Source organism: Jatrophihabitans sp., assembly GCF_036389215.1.
Taxonomy (GTDB): domain Bacteria; phylum Actinomycetota; class Actinomycetes; order Mycobacteriales; family Jatrophihabitantaceae; genus Jatrophihabitans_A.
On record NZ_DASVQG010000330.1, the window covers coordinates 1 to 24,130 of the forward strand.

Annotated in this window: 16 protein-coding genes; 4 read left to right on the plus strand and 12 right to left on the minus strand. The window is 69.7% G+C overall.

Annotated elements, in window-relative coordinates; translation table 11 throughout:
• On the minus strand, positions 1-301 hold a 301-nt coding region (locus VF542_RS18635; protein WP_408653196.1), incomplete at its 3' end, for a division/cell wall cluster transcriptional repressor MraZ.
• Between the two features lie 528 nt (positions 302-829).
• On the opposite strand from VF542_RS18635, the gene VF542_RS18640 reads away from it, so the two are divergent.
• The 3 genes from VF542_RS18640 to VF542_RS18650 are packed head-to-tail and all read left to right on the plus strand — an operon-like array spanning position 830 to position 5,432.
• A complete protein-coding gene (locus tag VF542_RS18640) occupies positions 830-1,816 on the plus strand; it encodes an AAA family ATPase (protein ID WP_408653211.1) in 987 nt (328 codons plus the stop codon).
• Between the two features lie 8 nt (positions 1,817-1,824).
• Complete coding sequence (locus VF542_RS18645) at positions 1,825-3,135, plus strand: DUF58 domain-containing protein (protein WP_408653197.1); 1,311 nt, start codon at positions 1,825-1,827, stop codon at positions 3,133-3,135.
• The gene (locus VF542_RS18650; RefSeq protein WP_408653198.1) at positions 3,132-5,432 is read left to right on the plus strand and encodes a transglutaminaseTgpA domain-containing protein; all 2,301 of its coding nucleotides are present in this window, start codon (positions 3,132-3,134) and stop codon (positions 5,430-5,432) included. The genes VF542_RS18645 and VF542_RS18650 overlap by 4 nt, the downstream gene beginning before the upstream one ends.
• Positions 5,433-5,714: 282 nt before the next feature.
• Here the strand turns inward: VF542_RS18650 and VF542_RS18655 are convergent, their stop codons facing one another.
• The 11 genes from VF542_RS18655 to VF542_RS18705 all read right to left on the minus strand — a co-directional run bounded on the left by VF542_RS18655 (position 5,715) and on the right by VF542_RS18705 (position 16,870).
• The gene (locus VF542_RS18655; RefSeq protein WP_408653199.1) at positions 5,715-6,098 is read right to left on the minus strand and encodes a DUF3040 domain-containing protein; all 384 of its coding nucleotides are present in this window, start codon (positions 6,096-6,098) and stop codon (positions 5,715-5,717) included.
• 159 nt (positions 6,099-6,257) lie between these two features.
• Positions 6,258-7,562, minus strand: coding sequence for a DNA polymerase IV (dinB, locus tag VF542_RS18660; protein WP_408653200.1), 1,305 nt, complete (start codon positions 7,560-7,562; stop codon positions 6,258-6,260).
• Between the two features lie 18 nt (positions 7,563-7,580).
• Positions 7,581-8,351, minus strand: coding sequence for a methyltransferase domain-containing protein (locus tag VF542_RS18665; protein ID WP_408653201.1), 771 nt, complete (start codon positions 8,349-8,351; stop codon positions 7,581-7,583).
• Positions 8,352-8,379: 28 nt separating this feature from the next.
• The gene (locus tag VF542_RS18670) at positions 8,380-8,781 is read right to left on the minus strand and encodes an SAV_6107 family HEPN domain-containing protein (protein WP_408653202.1); all 402 of its coding nucleotides are present in this window, start codon (positions 8,779-8,781) and stop codon (positions 8,380-8,382) included.
• Between the two features lie 225 nt (positions 8,782-9,006).
• Positions 9,007-10,200 (minus strand): uroporphyrinogen-III C-methyltransferase, encoded by a 1,194-nt coding sequence (gene cobA, locus VF542_RS18675; RefSeq protein WP_408653203.1) that lies wholly within the window; start codon positions 10,198-10,200, stop codon positions 9,007-9,009.
• Between the two features lie 47 nt (positions 10,201-10,247).
• Complete coding sequence (locus VF542_RS18680; RefSeq protein ID WP_408653204.1) at positions 10,248-11,492, minus strand: sulfate adenylyltransferase subunit 1; 1,245 nt, start codon at positions 11,490-11,492, stop codon at positions 10,248-10,250.
• 31 nt (positions 11,493-11,523) lie between these two features.
• Complete coding sequence (gene cysD / locus VF542_RS18685; protein ID WP_408653205.1) at positions 11,524-12,444, minus strand: sulfate adenylyltransferase subunit CysD; 921 nt, start codon at positions 12,442-12,444, stop codon at positions 11,524-11,526.
• Complete coding sequence (cysC, locus tag VF542_RS18690) at positions 12,441-12,995, minus strand: adenylyl-sulfate kinase (RefSeq protein ID WP_408653206.1); 555 nt, start codon at positions 12,993-12,995, stop codon at positions 12,441-12,443. Before cysC ends, cysD begins: the two co-directional genes overlap by 4 nt.
• A gap of 358 nt (positions 12,996-13,353) precedes the next feature.
• Positions 13,354-14,520: a M20/M25/M40 family metallo-hydrolase gene (locus VF542_RS18695; protein WP_408653207.1), complete on the minus strand. Its 1,167-nt coding sequence runs from the start codon at positions 14,518-14,520 to the stop codon at positions 13,354-13,356.
• A 5-nt stretch (positions 14,521-14,525) separates the two neighbouring features.
• The gene (locus VF542_RS18700; protein WP_408653208.1) at positions 14,526-15,788 is read right to left on the minus strand and encodes a Zn-dependent hydrolase; all 1,263 of its coding nucleotides are present in this window, start codon (positions 15,786-15,788) and stop codon (positions 14,526-14,528) included.
• Complete coding sequence (locus VF542_RS18705) at positions 15,785-16,870, minus strand: pyridoxal-phosphate dependent enzyme (protein ID WP_408653209.1); 1,086 nt, start codon at positions 16,868-16,870, stop codon at positions 15,785-15,787. The genes VF542_RS18700 and VF542_RS18705 overlap by 4 nt, the downstream gene beginning before the upstream one ends.
• Before the next feature lie 309 nt (positions 16,871-17,179).
• On the opposite strand from VF542_RS18705, the gene VF542_RS18710 reads away from it, so the two are divergent.
• Positions 17,180-24,130, plus strand: a 6,951-nt coding sequence (locus VF542_RS18710) for a SpvB/TcaC N-terminal domain-containing protein (protein WP_408653210.1), incomplete at its 3' end; no start/stop codon positions are given.

A 24,130-nucleotide genomic window follows, 5' to 3' on the forward strand; every position in this document is an offset into this window, starting at 1 on the left:
TGGACAGCCCGGCGTACTCGCGCAGCTGGCTGGGCACGGTGATCCGGCCCTGACCGTCCGGCACCTCGTGCGAGGCGCTGGCGAAGAACACCCGGCTGTAGTCCCGGACGCTGCGCTGGGTGACCGGTGCCGAGCGCAGCAGCTCGGTGATCCGGCTGAACTCCGACATCGGAAAGACGAACAGGCAGCGTTCCTGGCCCTTGGTGATCACCAGTCCTCCTTCCAGCTCGGAACGGAACTTCGCGGGCAGGGCCAACCGGCCCTTGTCGTCCAGCCGGGGGGTGTGCGTTCCGAGAAACACCGCCCACCTCCGTGTCACCGACTAGACGACGATTTAACATTACCCCCACTATGGCCCACCATACCCCACTGTCCACCACTGACATGCGAAAAGATAGCCGGATCCGGTGCGGGCCAGCGCGGAAAAGCGGACAAACCAGTACAGCTACGCGGTGTGGACCGGTGGGGACTCCCCACCGCTGGCCAGCCGCGCCGAACCACAGCCGCACCCCTGCCCCGGCCTGGACCAGCCGGCCGGATGGGCTGCCCGGCCGGCCCGGCGGGAAGGAGCAGCCGGATGCGTGAGAGACCCTCACCCAGGACGGCCGAACCAACTACCCTGGATCGACAACGGGCCAGCGCTGACGTCGGCCCTGGAACCGACGCGTGCTCCTCGACAATGTGAATCCCTGGGCGGCCAGACGCCCGGTGCCATCGCCAGCAGACAGGACGGATCTCCGCAGTGACACATGCAGCAGCACAGGCCGCTCAGCCGGCGGCCGGTTCGGCGCCGCAGAACGGTCACGGCCCGCAGCCGAGCGCCATTGGCGTGGTAGACCCCGCGTCGGCTCAGTCGGCGGTCCCGATCGCCGAGGTGGGCCCGGTCGCTCAGCGCATCATCGGAAACATCGAGAAGGTGATCGCCGGCAAGTACGACGTCATCCGGCTCGGGGTCACCGTCCTGCTGGCCGAGGGGCACCTGCTGATCGAGGACGTGCCCGGCGTGGGCAAGACCACCTTCGCCAAGGCACTGGCCCGATCCATCGACTGCTCGGTGCGGCGGATCCAGTTCACCCCCGACCTGCTGCCCAGCGACGTCACCGGCGTCAGCATCTTCAACGCCGAGTCCAGCGACTTCGAGTTCAAGCCCGGCCCGGTGTTCGCCAACATCCTGCTCGGCGACGAGATCAACCGCGCCTCGCCCAAGACCCAGGCCGCGCTGCTGGAGTGCATGGCCGAGCGGCAGGTGACCGTGGACGGGGTGCGCTACGAGTTGCAGTCACCATTCCTGGTGCTGGCCACCCAGAACCCGGTGGAGATGGAGGGCACCTACGCCCTGCCCGAAGCGCAGCGGGACCGCTTCACCGCCAAGATCTCGCTGGGCTATCCCGATCGCACCGCAGAGATCGCCATGCTCAGCGACCAGACCACCATTGATCCGCTGGCCACGCTGCAGGCGGTCTCCGACGCCGCCCACATCCGCGCGCTGATCGAGACCGTCCGGACGGTGCACGTCGTGGAGTCGGTCAAGGACTACGTCGTGTCGCTGGCCGAGGCCACCCGCAACCACTCCGAGATCCGGCTCGGCGCCTCGCCGCGCGCCTCGCTGCACCTGCTGCGCACCGCCAAGGCCCTGGCGGCGCTGGCCGGCCGGGACTACGTGCTGCCCGATGACGTGCAGCGACTTGCCGTGCCGGTGCTGGCGCACCGGCTGATCCCGGCGGCGACCGCGACCGTGGCCGGACGAACACCTGAAGACCTGCTGGCAGAGATCGTGGCGAAGGTCCCGATTCCGGTAGCCAGCCCGCGCGGATAGGCACCAGCGTGGCGACCAACCGAACCTCCGGCGGTTCCTCGGCGGCACCGCGGCTGATCGACAACGCCTCGATCGGAACCCAGCGGGTGACACTGTCCAGCCGCGGCCGGACGTTCATCGCGGTGGGAATCATCTCCTTGTTGACCGGGCTGATCCTGGGCGTGCTGGACCTGCAGCGCCTGGGCGTGCTGCTGGTGGTGCTGCCGATCCCGGCATGGCTGGCGGTGCGGCAGGCCCGCTCGGGCCTTCGGGTCGGGCACGCGGTGACGCCGTCGCGGATCGTGGTCGGCGAGCAGGCGCAGGTCCGGCTGGTGCTGGGCAACCCGCACAGCTTCGGCACCGGGCCGTTGCGGATCACCGAGACGGTGCCCGGCGGCCGCCCGCTCCGGTTCAGCGTGGCTGGCGTCCGCGGCCGGCAGCGTCGTACCGTGGCTTATCCGCTGCCGGCACTGCGCCGCGGCCGGTACACCGTGGGACCGACCACCGTGATGGCCAGTGACCCGTTCGGCCTGGTCACCGCCGACACCCGTTCGACTGATGTGGGAGAACTGATAGTGCGACCCTCCACCGTCCGGCTGGCGTCTCTCACGCTGCCGGTTGCCTGGCGCGACGGTGCCGCCACGCTGAGCCACTCGGTGGGCGTCGGCGGTTCGGATGACGCCTCGGTGCGCGAGTACCGGCACGGTGACGACCTGCGCAAGATCCACTGGCGCAGCACCGCCCGCTCCGGCGCGTTCATGGTCCGGCAGGAGGAGCGGCCCTGGCACGGCGAGTCGCTGGTGCTGCTGGACCACCGCGCGCTGGCCTACCCGACGTCACCGGCCCAGCCGGACTCGGCAGCGCTGGAATGGGCGATCTCGGCCGCCGCCAGCATCGGCTGCCACCTGGCCGAGCGGGGCCGCCGGGTCGCGGTGGTGACCGGTGACGGCGAGGTGGCCCACGACAACTCCGGAGCCATCCTGGACATGCTGGCCGGCGTGACCCCCGCCCTGCGCGCCGATGTAGCGCCACTGGCAGCCGCGCTGACCGGCCTCGGCCGTGACGCCGCCGTGTTCGCCGTGCTCGCCGCCACACCCAAGGGTTCCCTCAGCGGGCTGCTGCACCGGCCGCAGACACCCGGCTCGGCGGTGGCCGTGCTGCTGCGGCCCTGGACCTGGGACCTGGGCGGGCGTGATCTGATGGCCGAGGCCGCCTGGCAGTCCAGCGCCGACATGTTGCGGGCCGCTGGATGGCGGGTGGTGCCGGCCGAGGCGTCCGACGACATCGCCGACCTGTGGCCGAGCCTGCTGTCCGCGCGCGTCCCGAGCGCCGCCCGATGAGCGCCCCGGCCAAGTTCGCGGCGGGGCCCGACCCGGTCGTCGCGGCCGCGACCGGCACGGTCGCCGGCGGCGTGCTGCTGACCACCCTGCCCTTGCGTTCGATCTTCACGGACTGGTCCTGGCTGATGGTCAGCGTGGGCTGCGTGCTGCCCTACCTGGCCGTCGTCGCCCTGCTCCGGTTGCGCTCGGCGCCACGCTGGTGGCACGTCCTGGCCGGCCTGGTGGCCTCGGTGCTCATGGTGCTGTGGGTCTTCGTTCCGCAGCACCTGCTGCTCGGCGTGCTGCCCACGCCGTCCTCGCTGACCGACATCGGCGACCTGATCAGCGGCGCCAACAAGGCGATGCAGCAGGAACACGCCCCGCTGGCCTCCACCGGCCCGCTGCGGCTGCTGGTGGCCTCGGCGCTGGTCGCGCTGGTGGCACTGACCGACGTCCTCGCCGTGCTGCTGCGCCGCCCGTTGCTGGCCGCGGCGCCGCTGCTGGAGGTGCTGGCGATCGCCTCGGCAACCTCGTCGCAGGCTGCCCATCCGGTCTGGTTCGCCGCGGCGGCCGGTGGATTCCTGCTGATCCTGCTCTCAGGCACCCGGCTGCAGGACCGGGCCTGGGGCCCGTCGGTGGACGGCTCGGCGGGCCGGCTCGGCGGCGCCCGCCGGATGGCGGTCACCGGAGTGCTGGCCGCCCTGATCGTTCCGCTGATGCTGCCGTCGGTGTCGGTGAACGTGCTCGCGCGGGCCACCCATCACAACGGCAACGGCAGCGGTTCCGGCAACGGCCAGATCGTGCTGAGCAGCCTGGCCTCGCTGCGCGGTTCGCTGCAGCGGCCCACCCCGGCGCTGCTGTTCCGGGTGAAGGCGGACAACGGCGCGCCGTTCTACGTCCGCCAAGAGGTTCTCGACCAGTTCTCCAACGACGGCTGGAAGCCCTCCGAGCAGTCCCGGCTCGAGGACAGCCTGACGCCGCTGGGCCAGGGACCGTTCCCGGTCGGTCCGGCATTGGACCTGGACAACCCCGACCACCCACCGACGTCCCAGTTCAAGGCCGAGTTCACGATCCTGGCGCTCGGCGGCTCGACGATGCCGATCCTGTCCAACCCGAAGAGCTTTCAGACCTCCGGCGGCGGCGTCTGGAGCAGCGCTACCGCCAGCGTGGTGAAGACCCAGCTGCGGCGGGGCATGACCTACTCCGAGCAGGTTCAGCAGCCGGCGCCGTCGGTGGCCACGCTGAAAGCCGCCCCGGAGTACGTCCCGGCGTTCGACGGTGAGGACCGCGAGCGGCTGCTCAGCCTGCCGGAGCTGCCGGGCTCGGTCAGCGACCTGACCAACCAGCTCACCGCCGGCCTGACCCGGCCCTACGACCGGGCCAAGGCGATCTCTGACTACTTCACCAACGGCAAGAACAACTTCGTCTACTCCCTGACCGCTCCGCCGGATGACGGCCGGAACGCGCTGGTGACGTTCCTGGAGAAGAAGCAGGGCTTCTGCCAGCAGTACGCCGCGGCCGCCGCGGTGCTGATGCGCCAGGCCGGCCTGCCGAGCCGGGTCGTGCTCGGCTACACCCACCGCCAGCCGGACTCCAACGGCGTGTTCACGGTGACCACCTCGGACGCGCACGCCTGGGTGGAGGTTTACTTCCAGTCGATCGGCTGGATCCCGTTCGACCCGACCCCGCTGACCGGCGCGGACGCCGGCCGGGCGGTCGATCTGCCGTGGGCCAGCCACCCGGGAGCCGACGCGGCCCAGACCGCCGAGCCGACGGCCAACCGGGGACTGTCCAGCGCCGGCCCCTCGGTGTCCGCCGAGGCGAGCCAGGCGGTGCAGGCCGGCCAGCACGGGGTGTCCACCGTTCTGGTGGAGATCGTGCTGCTGGTCCTGCTCGGTGCCGGGGCCGTCGTGGCGGTGATCTTCGGACCGCAGTGGCTGCGGCAACGGCAACGCCGGCGGCGGCTGGAGCGAGCCCGGACGACCGGCAATCCCGAGCCGCTCTGGCTGGAACTGGCAGCGACGGCGACCGACCGGGACGCGCTGTGGCCCAGCACAATTACGGTGGGCCAGGTCGCGGGCTGGCTGTCCCGGCACGGTGTCGACGAGCGCGGCCGGGCGGCGGTGACCGCGGTGGCCGATCGGGTCGAGCGCGACCGGTTCAGCGCGCAGCTGGTCGATGAGATGCCGGCGGACTCGATCGCCGCCTTGGACCAGGCGCTGACCCGGTGGGCGCGACGCACCGACCGGCGACTGAGCCTGATGCATCGCTGGATCCCGCGGTCGCTGATCAGCAAGCAGCCGCGCTGGCGCCGCTGAGTCGCTGTGTCGCTGAGCCGAGCTGGCGCGCTGAGTCGAGCTGGCGCGCTGGCCCCGGCCCGCTATCTGGCGCTGCTGAATCCCGCTTCGGTTGGGGCTGAGCCACGCTGGCGGTTTCTATCTGGCGCTGCCGCATCGCGCTGAGCTGGGGCGCTCAGCACCCGGCGGCAGTAGCCGGCGGGTGGGCGATATGGGTTCATGCGGTTCACCGGACACTCAACGACCCCGGTCCGCTGGCTGAAGTCTCAGGCAGTCAGCAGGCCGGGGCCGTGAGCGGAGCTATCAGTTTTCCTCGAACCGCTTGCGCATCCGGTCTTCCATCTTGGTGCGCAGGTTGGCCGACTTTGCGTTGCGAGGCTGACCCGCCTGTGACGCCAGTGATGCCGTTCCGTTCTGCCGCGGACCCCGCAGGGCACTTGCGGCAGCCACACATGATCCGACGATCAGAACAAAACCCAGGACGCCGAGGAGGATCAGGTTGGCCGTCAAGCCGACCAGGACCACGGCGAGCCCGAGCAGGACACCGAACACGGACAAGGCGAGCATGGTTCGCGCGCGATTCCGGGGACGGGCCGACCTGACAGAGGACGCGAACTTCGGATCCTCCGCGTACAGGGCTTGTTCAATTTGGTCGAGCAGTCTCTGCTCATGCTCGGAGAGCGGCATGATGCCCTCCTATCCCTGTCGCGTTGTAGTGAACCATTACCAGAGCATGTCCGTCAGCGCCATACGTGCTCGATGGCGGTTGAAGGGACACATCGTCGAGCATACGAGCCGAAATGTGAGTGCGAAAGTTGTCTGCAACTATTGCTGTCCCGGCGGGGATCATTCGTTACCTCCGGGGCCTGTGAACCGCTGCGATCGGTCTAGCGAGCGGTTGAATCCGCCCACCGACCGGCTCTCCGATTCTCGGCGAAGCAGAGACGCCGGCCCCACCACAGGCTTGCCGAATCGAGCGGTCAAGGCATCGATCACCCGGTCGGTGGGGTCGTTGGCCGGCTTGTGGTCACCGAAGAGGTCCAGTGCCAGCTGGGTGGCCTCGGCGGCCGGACGCAGGTTCTCAGCCTTGACCCCGACCAGCCTGATCCGCGGCTGGTCCAGTTTCAGCGATCGGTACAACCGGACCGTCTCGGCGTACACCACCGCGGCCACATCGGTCGGCTCGGGCAGGGTGCGCACCCGGGTGACGGTGGTGAAGTCGGCGAACCGGATCTTGATGCCGATGGTGCGGGCTTGCCAGCGGGCCTGACGCAGCCGCTCGGCGACCTCGCCGGAGCCGCGCAGCAACTCACGGCAGACCTCGGCTTCGGTGAGCAGGTCGGTGTCCAGCGTCCGGTCGGTGGAGATCGACTTCTCCACCTGAGCGGGGTTGACGGCACGCTCGTCATGGCCGTTGGCCAGCGCGTGCAGGTGAGCGGCCGAGGCGTTGCCGACGGCTCGCCGCAAGGTGTCCAGCGGAGTGGCGGCGAGTTCCCCGACGGTGCGGATGCCGAGCCTGCGCAGTGGTTCGGCGGTGCGCTGGCCCACTCCCCACAGTGCGGTCACCGGCAGCGGGTGCAGGAAGTCCAGCACCCCGGCCTTGCTAACCACCCGCAGGCCGTCCGGCTTGCAGCTGCCGGAGGCGAGTTTCGCGACCGACTTGACCGGAGCGATCCCGACCGAGCAGGTGAGCTGGTGTTCCTGGAAGACCCGGCGCCGGATCCGGCGGGCGATCTCGACCGGCCTGCCGAACAGGCCGACCGCCCCGGACACGTCCAGGAAGGCCTCGTCCAGCGACAGTGGCTCCACCAGCGGCGTGACGTCGGCGAAGATCTGCATGACCGCGCTGGATGCCTCGGCGTAGGCCTTGCGATCCGGTGTCACGACCACCAGTTGCGGGCATAGCCGCAATGCTTGTCCCATCGGCATCGCGCTGCGCACTCCGAACGTGCGCGCCGGATAGGAGGCGGCCATCACCACCCCCCGGCCGCCGGTGCCCCCGACCACGACCGGCAGCCCGCGCAGTTCGGGCCGGGCCCTGATCTCGACACTGGCGAAGAAGGCGTCCATGTCGACGTGCAGGACATGGCAGCCGGTGTCGTCGCCGTCGATCTCCCCGGATGAGCGGGGCAGGTCCGCACTTCGCCCCATGTCGGTGCCCGCCCGGTCCTAGCCGGCCACCGGGCGGCGGGCCTGCACGTGCAGCCGGGAGGCGATGTCGCGGTAGGGCGGCTGGCCGGCCACCGCCGATTCCAGCTCCGCCAGTGCGGCGATCGCGCCCGGGCGTTCCAGTTCGATACCGGGCACCAGGTCGGTGAACACGCCCAGGCCCTCGACGGACTGGACCTGCAGCCCGGCGGCCAGGCACTGGTTCACCAGCACCGTGACGTCATAGGCCTGCGGAGCGGGCCGGGAAAACGCCGCCAGGGCTCCGGTGACGTCACCGGTGAGCACCCGGGCGAGCACTCCGGCCACCGGATTGGCCACCACGACGCTGAGGACGCCGCCCGGCCGCAGCACCGTGGCGATCTGGTCGACCACCAGGACGGGGTTCTGCACGTCCTCCAGCACGTCATGGGCGAGCACCAGGTCGAAGTCATCGGCCCTCACCAGCTGCGCCAGCGATTCGGCCTCGCCCTGGACGGCAGCGATCCGATCCGACACGCCGGCCTCGGCCGCCCGGCGCATCAGGGTGGCCAGCGCGTCGATGCTGACGTCGACCACGGTGACCACCGCGCCCTGCGCCGCGAGCGGCACGGCCAGGCTGCCGGAGCCGCCGCCGCAGTCCAGCACGCGCGGTGCGGCGGCACCTTCCCAGTCCTGGAGGATGCGCTGCAGGCCGGCCCACAGCAGCGGTGACCGGCCGCGCGGGGACCAGGCGGCGACCGGGGTGGACAGCTGGGTACCACCGGCTGCCTGGTCCGGCGCATCACTCACCACGAAATAGACACTAGCCCTGTCGCACCGGTCAGCTGGCGACCTTGAGCGGAAGCACACCGACCATGCGCTCGACGATCGCGATGAACTCACCCGCGGCTCGCAGCAGGTCATCGGCGTCCCGCTCGGACACCACGGTGAGCGCGCCCGCCTCGATGGCTGCTCGGCGGTGCGCACTGTCGGCGAAGTAGACCGTCCACTCGGACAGTTCGGGTGCCACCGCCTCGAGCAACACCCACGCGCTGGTCGGACGGCGCCGTCCGCTCGCGACCGGACGTGCTCGCAATGCCAGCACGGCGGCGGCCGCCCGCAGCGCGGCAAGATGAGCGGAGCGGTACTTCTCGGTGGCCCGGGGCTCCAGCACGGCCTCGGCCCAGGTGGTCTTGGCCTGGGACAGCAACGATCCCACACTGGCCGGTAGCGGACTCGTCATGCCATTCTCCTTGCCTGGGCATTAAATCGAAAGAATGTTCGAACGATAGCACGATCGAGACGGGAGTCCAGCAAGGATCGGCGTGGTCGGCGGTGCGGGCTGCAGGGCATGCTCAAAGACTAGGGAGACCCTCTGACAAGACCGCCCCAGCGCTCAGTCGGTGCCCAGCGCTCAGTCGGTGCTCAGCGCTCAGTCGGTGCCCAGCGCTCAGTCGGTGCCCAGAGCTCAGTCGGTGCCCAGCGCCGCGACGGCACCGATCACGACCACCGACGGCGCGCCCACGCCGGCTCGCTTGACCTCCGCCGCCAATCCCGCCAGCGTCGAGCGCACCACCCGCTGGTCGGGCAGGGTGGCCCGGTGGACGGCCGCCGCCGGGGTGTCGGCGGCCCGGCCGTGCTGGATCAGCTCCGCGGCGATGTCGGCCAGGCTCTCCATGCCCATCAACACCACCAGGGTGGCGGGGCCGACGGCCAGTTCCGGCCAGTTCCAGCCGGCCTCCGCCCGTCCCGGATCGCGGTGGCCCGACACCACCGCGAAGTCGGCGGCCAGGCCGCGGTGGGTGACCGGTATGCCGGCCGCGGCCGGACCGGCGATCGCCGAGGTGATGCCGGGCACCACCTGAACCGCGATCCCCGCCGCGACGCAGGCTGCCACCTCCTCACCCCCGCGACCGAACACGAACGGGTCGCCGCCCTTGAGCCGGACCACCCGCTTGCCCCGCCGGGCCCGGTCGACGATGACCGCGTTGATCTCGTCCTGGGTGAGGTTGTGCCGGTGCGCGGACTTGCCGCAGTCGATGATCTCGACATCGGGGTCCAGCGCCTGCAGCAGCGACCGCGGCGCCAGCCGGTCGGTGACCACCACGTCGGCTTCCAGCAGCAGCCGCCGGCCCCGGACGGTGATCAGCTCCGGGTCACCGGGGCCGCCGCCGACCAGGGCGACGCTGCCCGTGCTGGCCGGGCGCACCGGCCGGCTGACCAGCTCACCGGTCTGCAGCGCCGAGGCGATCAGGTTGCGCAGCTCGGCCGCCCGGCGCGGATCGTCGCCCGCATTCACCGACACGGTCAGCTCGCCGCTGTGCAGGATCGCCGGTACCCGGGCGGTTCCGGCGGCCGCGTCATCGGCCCGGACGCAGAAGATCCGGCCGGCGGCGGCCTCCTCGGCGACCGCGGCGTTGACCGCCGGGTCGTCGGTGGCCGTGACCGCGAGCCAGGCCTCGGACAGGTCCCCGGTCCGGTAACCCCGGCGCAGCAGCTCGACCGGCGCGGCGGCCAGTTCCGGCGTGACGGTCGGGGCGATCACCACGACGTCGGCACCGGCCTCGGTGAACGTCCTGGCTCGCCGCGCCGCGACCGTGCCGCCGCCGACGATCACGACCCGGCGGCCGAGCAGGTCCAGCAGGATGGGCAGGCCGGTCACCCGAGCAGTCTCCCCTGCCCGCCGGGCAGGCTGGTAATCGAGGCGCCTCAGCGAACCATGCCGGCAGCCACCGTGGCGCCGCTGGCCTCGTCCACCAGCAGGAACGCCCCGGTCGAGCGGTTCACCGAGTACGGATCGGTGACCACCGGCGCGGCCAGCCGGATCCGCACGGTGCCGATGTCGTTCAGGCCGAGCTCGGTGGCCGGAAGGTCGATGACGCTGGTGATGTCGAGTTTGGAACGCACCTCATCGACCACCGCCCGGACGTCGCGGGTGGTGTGGCGCACCTGGTATCGGGCACCGGCCCGCAGCGGCCGGTCGGTCAGCCAGCACACGGTGGCCAGCAGTTCGCGACTGGTGATCGGCTCCGGATCCCCTTCGACGATGATCAGGTCACCCCGGGAGACGTCCAGGTCATCGCGCAACCGGATGGTCACCGAGCGCCCGAACGCCGCTTCGGCCAGCTCGCCGTCCGGGGTGTCGATGCCCTCGACCGTGGAGGTCAGCCCCGAGGGAAGCACCCGGACCTTGTCGCCACGGCGCAGGACGCCTGCCTCCACCCGCCCGCCGTAGCCGCGGTAGTCCGGATACTGCGAGGACCGGGGCCGGATCACCACCTGCACCGGGAACCGGGCCGGCAGGGTCACCGGAGTCCGCGGCTCGATGCCCTCCAGGAACTCCAGCAACGGCAGGCCGCCGAACCAGGGCATGTTGGCCGAGCGCTCCACCACGTTGTCGCCCTCGAGGGCGGCCACCGGGATGGGGGTGAAGTGCTCCACCCCGAGCTTGCCGGCGGCGCCGGCGAAGTCGGTGACGATGGCGTCGAAGACCGGCTCGGCGTAGCCGACCAGATCCATCTTGTTCACCGCGAGGACGATCTCGGAAACGCGCAGCAACGAGGCGACGGCCAGGTGACGCCTGGTCTGCTCCACCACTCCGGAACGGGCGTCCACCAGGATCACCGCCACGTCGGCGGTCGAGGCGCCGGTCACGGTGTTGCGGGTGTACTGCACATGCCCAGGGGTGTCGGCCAGGATGAAGGTGCGCCGGGCGGTCGCGAAGTACCGGTAGGCGACGTCGATCGTGATGCCCTGCTCGCGCTCGGCACGCAGGCCGTCCACCAGCAGCGCCAGGTCCGCGCCCTCATAGCCACGGCGCTGGGAGGCGAGCTCCACGGCGCTCAGCTGATCGGCCAGCACCGCCTTGGCGTCGTGCAGCAACCTGCCCACCAGGGTGGACTTGCCGTCATCGACGGAGCCCGCCGTGACGACCCGCAGCAGTCCACCCGGCATCAGATCCACCGGTCTTCGCGCAAGCGGCTCATCAGAAGTACCCCTGCCGCTTGCGGTCTTCCATGGCTGCCTCGCTGGCCCGGTCGTCGGCCCTGGTCGCGCCCCGTTCCGAGATCGTGCTTGCCGCGGTCTCGGCGACCACCGCCGCCACGTCGCGCGCCTGGGACCGGACCGCTCCGGTACAGGTCGCGTCACCGACGGTGCGGTAGCGCACCGACTCGGTCCGCACGGTTTCGCCTTCTGCCGGCTGGGTGAACCGGGTCACCGCCAGCAACATGCCGTCCCGGGAGAACACCGGCCGCTCGTGGGCGAAGTAGATGCTGGGCACCTCGATGCCCTCGCGCTGGATGTAGGACCAGATGTCGAGCTCGGTCCAGTTCGACAGCGGGAAGACCCGGACGTGCTCACCACCGCGGTGCCGGCCGTTGTAGAGATCCCACAGTTCCGGGCGCTGATTGCGCGGATCCCACTGGCCGAAGTCGTCGCGGACGGAGAACACCCGCTCCTTGGCGCGCGCCTTCTCCTCGTCCCGGCGGGCTCCGCCGAGCACCGCGTCGAACTTGTTGCCGTTGATGGCATCGAGCAGCGGAACGGTCTGCAGCGGGTTGCGGATGCCACCGGGCGTCTCGGTCACCCGGCCGGAGTCGATGGCCTCCTGGACGCTGGCCACGATCAGCTGCGCGCCGGTCTCGGCGACCCGCCGGTCGCGGTAGGCGATCACTTCGTCGAAGTTGTGGCCGGTGTCGACGTGCATCAGCGGAAAGGGCAGCCGGGACGGCCAGAACGCCTTCATCGCCAGGTGCGTCATGACGATCGAGTCCTTGCCGCCCGAGAACAGCAGCACCGGGCGCTCGAACTGGCCGAACACCTCGCGGATGATGTGGATCGACTCGTCTTCCAGATCGGTCAGCCACGCGCGTTCCAGCGAGCTGACCGGGGGCGCCGCGGTCACAGCAGACCCTCCTTGTCCAGCAGGGTCATCAGCTCGTCGACCGAGTCCTCGACCGAACGGCCGCTGGTGTCGATCCTCAGTGCCGGATCCTCCGGCGGCTCGTACTCGCCGTCGATGCCGGTGAGCCCGTCCAGGGCGCCCGAGCGCTGCTTGGCGTACAGCCCCTTGACGTCACGCTCGGCACAGACCTCGACCGGCGTGGCGACGTGGACCTCCAGGAAGGCGGTGGCGTCGGCCCGGTGCCGGCTGCGGACGCCGTGGCGAGCCTCCGCGAACGGTGACACCACCGATGCCAGCACCAGCACGCCGTGCCGGGCGAGCAGCGCGGCCACCCAGCCGATCCGGGCCACGTTGGCGTCCCGGTCGGCGCGGGAGTAACCGAGTTCTGGTGAGAGCACCGGCCGCACGGCGTCGCCGTCGAGGATCTCGACCGGGTGGCCGGCGGCCCGCAACCGGGCTGCCAAGGCCGTCGCGAGCGTGGTCTTCCCGGCGCTGGGGAGGCCGGTGAACCACACGGTGGCACCGGTAGTGAGCTGGATCTGAGCTGTCATCGAGTGGCCTTCTTGAAGGTCAACGGGGCGGACCGAGCGCCACTCAACGCGTGGTGGGAGCGGCTACTTCGGCAGGGTCACAGAGGGAGATCGGCCACAGCGGCGGACCACTGTGAAACCGTTTCTAGCTCGGACAGGCCGCGCTGATGACGCGCTGCAGGTCGACGTGCAGACGAGCGACCAGCGCGACAGCGGACATGGTGCAAGTGTTGCACAGACCGGCATCCGACCCCAACGAGCAGGACCCGCCGGAAGAGATGGGGCCGCTGAACTCCCGCTGCTCCGGCTGGGTGTCAGGCGGTGAAGCCGGGTGTGTCAGGCGGCGAGCCGGGTGTGTCAGGCGGCGAAGCCGGGTGTGTCAGGCGGCGAACTCGCAAGCCAGGATGGTGAGCGCCCGGGTACAGCTGAGCACGCTGTCGAGGTCGACCCATTCGATATCGGCGTGGGCGCCGTCGCCGCTGGGCCCGAACAGGACCGTCGGGATCCCGGCCGCCGCGATAAGGGCGGAGTCGGCCCAGTAGCTCAGACCGGCGGGCACCCGCGGCCGGCCGTCGGACCGGGTGGCGGCGTCCAGCATCATCGCGACGACCGGTTCGTCGGCATTGGTTTCCAGGGGCTGCCTGGCTAGCAGGGTGCGGGTCCGGGTGCTGAGGCCGGGCTGGTCCCGGCCGCACCGGTCCAGCAGTCCGGCGATGTCGGCTTCGGCCTCCTCGACGGACTGCCCCGGCAGCGTCCGCCGCTCCAGGGTGAGCGTGCACAGCTCGGGAATGGTCGACTCCCCGCTGCCGCCGCTGATCAGGGACGCGTGCACGGTGCTGTGGCCCAGCAGCGGGTGCGGTGGCCGGGACGCCAGCTCGCGGTCGAGCTCGCTGACCGCGGCGAGCACCCCGCCGGTGTGGGTGATCGCGTTGATGCCGAGGTGCGGCCGGGAACCGTGCGCGGCCCGGCCGATCACCTCGATCCCGGTCCACACGAATCCCTTGTGCGCCACCGCGACCTCGAGCTCGGTGGGCTCGGTCACCACGGCCGCGTCGGCCCAGACATGGTTCAGCACGGTCTGGATCCCGGTGCTGGAGTGCTCCTCGTCGGCGACCGCCGCGACGACGACCTGACCGCTGATACCGGCTGCCGCGGCGTCCCGGCAGGCCACCAGTGCCGCCGCGAGGCCCGCCTTCATGTCGTAGCTGCCGCGACCGTAGAGCCGGCGGCCCTCCACGACGGCGGCCGGCGACGCCTGCCTGGAGCCGTGGCCCACCGTGTCCAGGTGCCCGCACAGCAGCAGGGTGCGCCCGCCCCAGCCGGCGCTGCCCGAACCGCCGCGACCACCGCGCACGATCACGCTGGGCCGGCCGTCCGGGCCGTGCACCGTCTGGGCGCTCAGGCCGCAGCCGGTGGCCCAGTCCCGCACGAACGCGGCGATGGCGTGCTCACCCGGTGCGTCCGGGACCAAGCTGGGGTTGACCGAGTCGAGGCCGACGAGCTCGGCGGTCAGGGCGAGGACGTCCTGGCTGGCGGGGCTACTCACCGGCGTCACTCACCGGCGAGCCGGACCAGGGTGGTGGCCAGCACGTCGATGCCCCGGGCACACGCCTGGGGCGTGGAGTACTCGCGCGGATTGTGGCTGATGCCGTCGTACTCGCCACGGACGAAGATCATCGCGGTGGGGCAGATCGCGGCCATCTCCTGGGCGTCGTGGCCGGCTCCGGACAGCAACGACAGGTGCGCCAGCCCGTGGTCGTCGGCAGCCGTGGCGATCGCCTTCTGGATGCCGTGGTCGAAGGGCACGTGGCTGGTCCTGGCCATCCGCCGGGTGCTCAGGCCGAGCCCGGGCTGGGAGCCCTCGAGCCCGGCAAGGTAGCCGGCCAGGTCGGCCTCGGCGCGGGCCATCTGCTCGTCGTCGGGATTGCGCAGGTCGACCGTCAGCTGCGCGCGGGCCGGCACGATGTTGGTCAGGTCGGGGTGCACGGCGAGGTGCCCGACGGTGGCCCGCAGCTGGCCGTAGCTCCCGGAATCGACCATCTTCCGCAGCGCCACGATGATCTGCGCGGCCGCGAGGCCGGCGTCGGCGCGCAGCTCGGTCGGGGTGGTGCCGGCGTGCGCGGCCCGGCCGGAGATCGTGATCTCCTGCCAGGAGATGGCCTGCACCCCGGTGACGACGCCGACGGTCAGGCCCGCCTCGGCAAGCACCGGGCCCTGCTCGATATGGCATTCGACGTAGGCGTGCGGCGGGTCGAACCGGGCGGGGCCGTCGCCGGCGAAGCCGGTACGCCGCAGCTCGGCGCCGACGCTCAACCCATCGCGGTCGATCAAGTCGTGCGCGTCCTTGATGGCGATCCGGCCGGCGGCAACGGCACTGCCGAGCATGTCGGTGCCGAACCGGACGCCTTCCTCCTCGGTGAACACCACGACCTCGATCGGCCGCCTGGTGCTGATGCCACGCTCGGTGAGAGTCCGGACGACCTCCAGGCCGCCGAGCACGCCCAGGCAGCCGTCGAAGGCGCCGGCGGTGGCAACACTGTCCAGGTGGGAGCCGGTCATCACCGGGGCCGCGCCGGGATCGGTGCCGTCGCGGCGCGCGATCAGGTTGCCCATCGGGTCGATCCGCACGCTCATCCCGGCCTGGCGGAACCAGCCCAGCACCAGCCGGCGGCCCTCGGCGTCGGCGTCGGTGAGGGCGAGCCGGTTGACGCCGCGCAGGCCCGTCCGGGCGTCGTCATAGGCGCCGATCTCGGCCAGCTCCATCAGCGAGCGCCACAGCCGGTCGCCGTCGATCGTGATCAGGGAGTCAGTCATGAGGTTCCCCCGTGCGGGTTGGCGGTGCGGCTCTCGGTGGAAAGCAGCACCACCGTGGACGTCGCGGTGATGCCGAGGTGCTCGCGGAGTTCGGCGTCACGGTGCTCAGGATTGCCCAGGGCCCGCCGGGCTGCCGCCAGGGTGGCCGCACCGCACGGGCCGCTGGGCACTCCGGCGGCGGCCAGGTCGGCGGCGGCGGCGAGGGCCTCGGAGTCCTGAACCGCGACGGCAGCGTCCAGTCCCTGGCGCAGGTAGGGCCAGGCGGCCACCGAAGGGGTTTCGCAACACAGGCCAGTCATGATCGTCGGCGAGGTGGCGACGGTGACCGGCTCGTCCCGCTGCAGGCTGCGCAGCAGGCAGGCGGCCCGCTCCGGCTCGACGGACAGCAACGCCGGTGGATGTCTGATGCCTGGTCGCCGGTAGTGCCCGACCGCGGCCTGGGCCAGCGAGCCGACGCCGACCGGGACGACCAGCAGGTCCAGAGCTGTGTCGCCCAGCTGCTCGTCGATCTCGACGAACATGGTGGTGTAGCCCTCGACGATCCAGGCCGGCAGCTGCTCGTATCCGGGCCAGGCGGTGTCCTGCACCAGCAGCCCGCCGTTGCCCTCGACGTCGGCGACAGCCGCCGCGACGGCGCTGTCGTAGGCATCACCGACCGTTGTCACCGTCGCGCCTTCAGCTTCTATTGCGGCGACCGCCGCCGGGTGGACCCCGGTGGGAACGAAGATCCGCGCGGCCAGACCGCGCTGGGCGGCGAGCCGGGCCACCGCCCGGCCGTGGTTGCCGTCGGTGGCAGCCACCAGTGCGGTCACACCGCCGTCACCGTCGGACAGCGCGCGCTCGACGGCCCAGGACGCACCCAGGATCTTGAACGCGGGCAGCCCGAACCGGTTCGACTCGTCCTTCACCAGTACCCGCTCGACTGCCAGTTCTGCGGCCAGGTCCCAGACCTCGACGAGCGGCGTGGGCTGGTAGCCGGGCAGTGCTCGGTGAAATTCCACCGGGCTGTCACCGGGTGCCGGGGCGTGCCAGTTCCGCGGTGAAGCGGCGGCGGTCCAGATCGAGGAGTGCAGCGCGGTCACGCCGATAACGTAGGTGGCGGCGACTCCTCCGGTCCAGCGACGGGCCGACTTGCGGCTGGCGGCCCGCGCAAAGGCAGCGAAATTTGGCTATCAACCGCTTCTCGCATTAGTGAGTTATCCGTAAATTGTTTTCTTAGCTATTGCTTATATAGATGTGTCCGTTGTTAGATCGGTTCCACCCCGATTTTCAGCATCTCTTAGCCGCAACTCGCACGACGCCGCTCCCAATCAAACCCGGAGCTTGCGCGTCTATCTTGACGCGCCTCCGGGGACAGGTCTGGCTGCCGTCGCGGTGCACTGGAGGGCGTCATGGCCGTTTCGAGTTTCCTGCTGGTCCGTCGCTCGCGGTGGCTTCGCCTCTTCACGGTTCTGGCACTGCTCACCTCGATGGTGACCGGCGTGCCGCCCGTGCTGTCGGGCCGGGTTCCGGCAGCCGTGGCGGTGGATCCAGCCTGCACCGACAGTTCATTGCCGCCGCCGACGTCGACCACGGCGGATCCGGGCGTGACGACGGTGATCCGGCAGGATGGCGGGACGGTGGAGGTGCCACCGGCGGCGGTGGCCTCTCCTACCACGATCGATGCGCAGTCGTTGTGCGCGTCATCGCTGCCGCCGCTGGATTCAGGAATGACCATCGTGACGGACGGGCCGCGCGATGGTTACCGGTTCACCCCGCATATGACCTTCGGCGACGATCTGCACATCACCGTGCCCTACGACGCTTCGTTGATTCCGGCCGGTCTGACTGAGCAGGACGTGCAGATCTACTACTACGACACGATCCAACTGCAGTGGGTGCCGTTGCAGCGCGACAGCCTCAACCAGACCACCGATCAGGTGGAGAGTGTGTCCAATCACTTCACCGACATGGTCGCGGCCACCGTGACGGTGCCCGACCACCCGGAGAACGTGTCGTTCAACCCGACGAGCCTCAAGGACCTCAAGGCCGCCGACCCGTCGGCCGGGGTGGGCCTGATCGGGCCACCGTCGGGTAACAGCGAGGGAGATGCGCGGATCTCCTACCCGATCGACCTGCCCGATGGCCGGCAGGGCATGGCGCCCTCGCTGGGCCTGGGTTACTCCTCGGCCGCCGGTGATGGCTGGCTGGGGGTGGGCTGGGACCTGTCGGTGCCCAGCATCGGGATCGACACTCGGTGGGGGGTGCCGCGCTACGACGCGGCGACCGAGACCGAGACCTACACCGTGGGCGGGGGGCAACTGACCCCGGTGGCGAACCGGGGCACGCCGCAGCCGCGCAGTGCGGAAAAGACCTTCCATTCCCGGGTCGAGGGCGGGTTCGACACGATCGTGCGGCACGGTTCCGCGCCGGGCAATTACTGGTGGGAAGTCACCGGCAAGGACGGCACCCGGTCCTTCTACGGCGGTGACCCGGAGTCCGGGCCGGTGGCCGCGGCGCGGCTGGCCGACGATGCCGGAAACGTGTTCCGGTGGGCCTTGCGGGAAATCCGGGATCTGCACGGCAACGCCGTCCATTACGACTATCAGACGGTGACCGACGTCGGGGTGGCCGGGGGGACCGTACCCGGCCGGCAGCTCTACCTGCGGACCATCGACTACACCCGGACGGGCGCCGGGTCGACAACGGCCGGGCCGTACACGGTGAAGTTCATTCGCGACAGCGAACTCGCGAACTACACCCGCCGCTCTGATGTGGTGATCGACGCGCGGGGTGGATTCAAGATGGTGACCGCGGAGTTGCTGTCCCGGATCGAGGTGGCGTTCCAGGGCCAACCGGTGCGCAGCTACGACCTCACCTATAAGGACGGCGCGTTCGGCAAGAAGCTGCTGGCTTCGGTCACCCAGCGCGGCGCGAACAATACCGCGCTCGCACTGCACACGTTCAGCTACTTCGACGACATCCGCAACGCCACCGGCGGGTATGACGCCTTCGCGCCCGCGGTGGACTGGGCGGTCGGCGCCGACGGCGTAGACGCCGGGCTGCTCGGGCACGGCAAGGCCAGCGCGCTGTCCGGCTCGCTGTCCACTAGCGTCGGCGGGCACCTGTACGCCGGCTACAACTTCGCCGGACTGCTTAAGTACGGCAGCGCCGGGGCCAAGGTGGGCTTCACCCATTCGAGCACCGACGGCAAGCTGGCGCTGGTCGACCTCAACGGCGATGATCTGCCCGACAAGGTCTTCAAGACCGGCAGCGGGATCTCGGTCCGGTTCAACACCTCCGGCCCGGACGGAACCACCGACTTCGGCTCCCCCGTCGCCACCCCGACCCTGCCGGGCATCGCCACCGAGAAGGCCGACATGACCTCCTTCGGCCCGGAGGTGTACACCACGGTCAACGCCTTCACCAACCACTCAGAGACCTTCACCAAGGACACCACGTACTTCAGCGACGTCAACGGCGACGGGCTCACCGACCTGGTCAACGACGGCACCGTGCTGTTCAACCACCTCGACGCCACCGGGGTTCCCACCTTCACCGCCAGCAGCAGCGACACCCCGGTGCCGATCGGCGCCGGAGCCCTGGACTCCACCGGCCTGGTGGCCGACTACACCGCCAGCAAGAACCAGCAGGACACCAACAACCCGCCGGCCGACGTGCTTCGCCGCTGGGTGGTGCCCTACACCGGGTACGTCAAGGTCACCGGCGCCGCCGCTCTGATCCAGGACACCAGCGCCGAACGCGCCTCATACACCGGCGCGGACGGCGTCCGGGTAGCCATCCAGAAGAACGGCACCGAACTGTGGTCCACCACCATCGGTGCGACCGACTACACCGCCAAGACACCGACCGGTGTCAGCCTGGTGTCTGTCACCCAGGGAGACCGGCTCTACTTCCGCGTCGGATCACAACAGAACGGCGCCTACGACCAGGTGTCCTGGAACCCGGTTATCCAATACACCTCGTCGACCGGCACCGCCAAGTCGGCCAACCCCGACATCAACGGCCTGGATGCCTATCGCTATCAGGCCTCCCAGGACTTCACCCTGGCCGGCCGCAGCGGCACGCGGGTACGGGCGCCGCTGAACGGCACCGTGCGGCTCACCGGTGACCTCCACAAACTCGGCGCCACCAGCGACGACATCACCGTGGAGGTAACCAAGAACGGCCAAGTGGTCACCAGCCAGCCGATGGCTGGAACAGCGACTGGTGACATCCCGGTCCAGACCGACATCACCGTCGCCAAGGGCGACACCATCGCCTTACACGTGAAGGTGGACTCGCCGATCGACGTGAGCAAGCTTGCCTGGACGCCGACGCTCTACTACCTCAGCTCGCCCGACGTCAGCACGGTCACCGACAACGCCGGGAACCCGTCGATCCAGCTGCACCCGCTCTACGACATCGACAGCTACCCGTCCACCGCGCAAACACAGGGCCACGTGGCAGATTGGACGGCATCCGCGACCGAGACCGTCTCCCTGAAGCCGGTCATCACCGCGCCGTCCGGCACCAATGCCTCGGGAACCTTTACCGCCAAGCGTCGCGGCGTGCTCGTGGCGAAGAGCGCCATCACCATCGCCAACGGCGTCGTCAGCGGTACAAGCGCATTCTCCGTCGCCGTCGTCAGCGGCGACCAGTTCGACTTCAACGTCTCAGGTGCCGACCCCAACCTCAGGTCGAAGATCTCCACGGAGTACGTGCAGGTCACCCGACCGGGAGCCACGACTGTCAACGGGTCCATCTCGTGGCACATGGGCGCGGGTTCCGGCCTGCTGGCTGCGCCCTACCGCGGCTGGACCTACGTCGGCTACAACGGCGCCGGAAGTCGCGGCACCGGTCCGATCGTCGAGGCGGACCTGAACCAGGCGTTCGACCAGAACTCGACGTATGACCCCCGCACCGCCAAGGCGCATCCGTTCTACCCGTCCCCGGAGGACGGTTCCTGGCGGGGCGCCGACGGCTCGGCCTGGGTCAAGGCGAGCACGATGAGCGCCTCCCGGGAAGGCTTGGACCAGCCCAGTGTGGCGACGGCGAGCGATGTCGGCGGCGCGCGGGCGGTGGCCCGGCTGAGCCACACCGCCCAGGACGCAATCGGTGCTGAGGTGTCGTTCCTGTCCGGCTCCACGTCGACCGGCGGTACCGCCAGTGACGTGGACTTCCTGGACCTCAACGGCGACCGGTTCCCCGACATCGTCAGCAACGGCAAGGTGCAGTACAGCACCTCGAACGGCGGGCTGGACGCGAGCAGCCGGGCGGTGCCGGGGCTGGGCGCCCCGCGCGACAGCGACGCCTCGGCGACCAACGTCGGAGTGGGCGGGAGCCCGGCGCACTTCGCCGCGAATGGCCGCGGCGAGGTGGACACTGCTGACCAGGCGCCGGTGCGCGGCAACAAGACCAGCAGCCAGATGGTGCAGCTTGGCCTGTCGGCCGGGCTGGGCAAGGGCACGTCCAAGCCCAAGCACGACCTGATGGATGTCAACGGTGACGGGCTGCCCGATGTGGTCAGCCGTAATGGCTCGACGCTGATGGTTGGGCTCAACCTGGGCTACGGCTTCGCCGCCGCGGAGCCGTGGGGCACCGCGACCATCAACGACGGGGCCAGCGAGGACGGCACCATCGGGGCAACCCTCGGCTTCAACGACGGTATATATGGATTCGGCGGCGGGGTGTCGCTGACCAAGAACAAGTCCCAGACCCGCGAGACCCTCGACGACGTCAACGGCGACGGGCTGCTGGACCGGGTGCTGCCCGGCGGCAGCAGTGGGATGCAGGTCGGCCTGAACACCGGCAACGGCTTCGCCGCCCCGGTGGCCTGGGCCGGCGCCATCGACGGCGCCTGCGCCGATGACACCAGCGTCGGGCTGGCCGGCCTGGACTGGGGCCACGCCCGGCTGTGCTCGGGCAGCACCGGCTACGGCGCCGGTGCCTACTTCACCATCGGCATCCCGCTGTGCGGTGCGAGCTGCTTCGTGATCCTCAACCCCGGTGCCGACAGCGAGCAGTCGATGGCCCGGGACGAGGCCAGTTTGCGCGATGTCGACGGCGACGGCTACGCCGACCACCTGGCCAGCTCCGACGACGGGTCACTCAAGGTGGCCCGCAACCGGACCGGGCGCACCAACCTGCTCAAGTCCGTGTCGCGGCCGCTGGGTGCCTCGTTCTCGATGGACTACACCCGCGACGGCAACACGACTTCCAACCCCAATTCGCGCTGGGTGCTCACCTCGGTGACCGTCAATGACGGGCATGTCGGCGACGGCGCAGACACACAGCTGACCACCTACGCCTACTCCGGTGGTGTGTACAGCCGTCTCGAGCGGGAGTTCTACGGCTACGCCCAAGTCACCGAAAAGCAGCTCGATACCGCCGTCACCGGCAACCCCAGCATTCGCACCATCGTGCGCGATTACCTCACCGACAGCTTCTACACCCAGGGGCTGCTGGCGCGGGAACGGCTCTATACCAGTGCCATGACCCTGCGCACCGACACCGTCAACACCTATGTGCTGCGTGACGTCACGACCGGGGTCGAGCCGGCCGACGGTGCGAGTACGACGGCGACCATCTTTCCGATGCTGACCCGCACCGACGAACATCACCACGAGAGCGGAGATACGTCGGTCAAGAGCACCATAATCACCAACCACTACGACACGTACGGTGATATCGACACCAACACCGACTACGGCGACACCAGTACCTCCGCTGACAATGTGATCGCGCAGATCGGCTACAGCTCATGCCCGGCCACCGGTGTCCGGACGGCGAACTCCATCACCGTCACCGGCGGCGGCACGCTGATGCGCCGGCGGGAGTCCACCGTGGACTGCACCACCGGTGACGTGACCCAGGTGCGCCAATATCTGGCCGACGGCACCGCCGCGGTGACCGACATCTCCTACACCACCGAGGGAAACCTGCTCAAGGTCACCGACCCGCCGAACGCGACCGGTCAGCGCGGCACGTTGACCTACGACTACGACCCGGCCACCCGGACTCAGGTAGAGAGGATCACCGACAACTTCGGGTTGGTCTCGACCGCGACGCATGACCTGCGGTTCGGCAGCGTCCTGACCCAGATCGACGTCAACAACAACTCCACCACGTATGCGTACGACGAGTTCGGACGACCTATCACCTTCACCGGACCGTACGAGCAAGGCACAAGTACGCCCACGATCCGCTTCGAGTACCACCCCGAAGCGGCGGCCCCGTGGGCGATCACCCGGCACCTGGACAAGTACCGCAGTCCAACCGACACTATCGACACGGTGGTGTTCATCGACGGGCTGGGCCGCACCATCCAGACGAAGAAGGACGCCACCATCTACACCGGCGCGACGACCGCGGCAAAGGACGTCATGGTGGTCAGCGGGCAGGTCACCCTGGACGCCCTCGGTCGCCAGAATCACGTGCGGTACCCGGTGACCGAGCCACTGGGCACGCCCGGTGTCTTCAACAGCAACTACGACACCGTGCAATACACGAACTTCGACTACGACGCCCTGGACCGGCTGACGCACGTGTACTCCCCGGACGGCACCAAGACCACCTACGACTACACCTTCGGTAGCGATCGTTCCGGCACCAGCCAGTTCCGCCAGAACGTCATCGACGGGATGGGCCATACAAAGAGCTACTACCGCAACGTCCGCGAGCAGCTGGTGAGCTTGAAGGAGTACCACACCCCCACCGGCGGCACGCAGCAGACCATCTGGACCAGCTACGCCTATGACCCGCTCGGGCAGCTGATCATGGTCACCGACAACAACAACAATGTGACCCGGCAGAGCTTCGACAATCTCGGTCGACGCACTTCGGTCGACAACCCCGATACCGGCAAGACCACCACGTCCTATGACCTGGCGTCGAACATGGTCGGCAAGGTTACGGCGAACCTGGCCGCGACCAGCCAGCAGGTCAGCTATGGCTATGACGTCGACCGGTTGGTGTCGATCAGCTACCCGAGGTTCCCGGCCAACAACGTCAGCTACACCTATGGCGCGGTGGGGGCCAGTGACAACCGGGCGGGACGGATCACGCATGTCACCGACCAGGCCGGCAGCGAGGACCGCTACTACGGGAAGCTCGGCGAGACCACCAAGGAGGTCCGCACGGTCGTCGGGTTCACCGGCAGCGCGCCGAAGACCTACACCACCTCCTACGGCTTCGACACCTTCGGCCGGCAGCAGTCGATGGTCTACCCCGACGGGGAAACCCTGACCTATCGCTATGACTCCGGCGGCATGGTCCGCGCCGCGAGCGGGGTCAAGGGCACTGACAACTACTCCTACGTCAACCGGCTGGAGTACGACAAGTTCGGCCAGAAGGCATTCGTT

Bases quoted from the DNA above. Each gene is read 5' to 3' on its own strand.
- cysC (WP_408653206.1), bottom strand. From the start codon at position 12,995: ATGACAGCTCAGATCCAGCTCACTACCGGTGCCACCGTGTGGTTCACC.
- VF542_RS18680 (WP_408653204.1), bottom strand. From the start codon at position 11,492: ATGCCGGGTGGACTGCTGCGGGTCGTCACGGCGGGCTCCGTCGATGAC.
- VF542_RS18655 (WP_408653199.1), bottom strand. From the start codon at position 6,098: ATGCCGCTCTCCGAGCATGAGCAGAGACTGCTCGACCAAATTGAACAA.
- VF542_RS18670 (WP_408653202.1), bottom strand. From the start codon at position 8,781: ATGACGAGTCCGCTACCGGCCAGTGTGGGATCGTTGCTGTCCCAGGCC.
- VF542_RS18700 (WP_408653208.1), bottom strand. From the start codon at position 15,788: ATGACTGACTCCCTGATCACGATCGACGGCGACCGGCTGTGGCGCTCG.
- VF542_RS18650 (WP_408653198.1), top strand. From the start codon at position 3,132: ATGAGCGCCCCGGCCAAGTTCGCGGCGGGGCCCGACCCGGTCGTCGCG.
- dinB (WP_408653200.1), bottom strand. From the start codon at position 7,562: ATGGGGCGAAGTGCGGACCTGCCCCGCTCATCCGGGGAGATCGACGGC.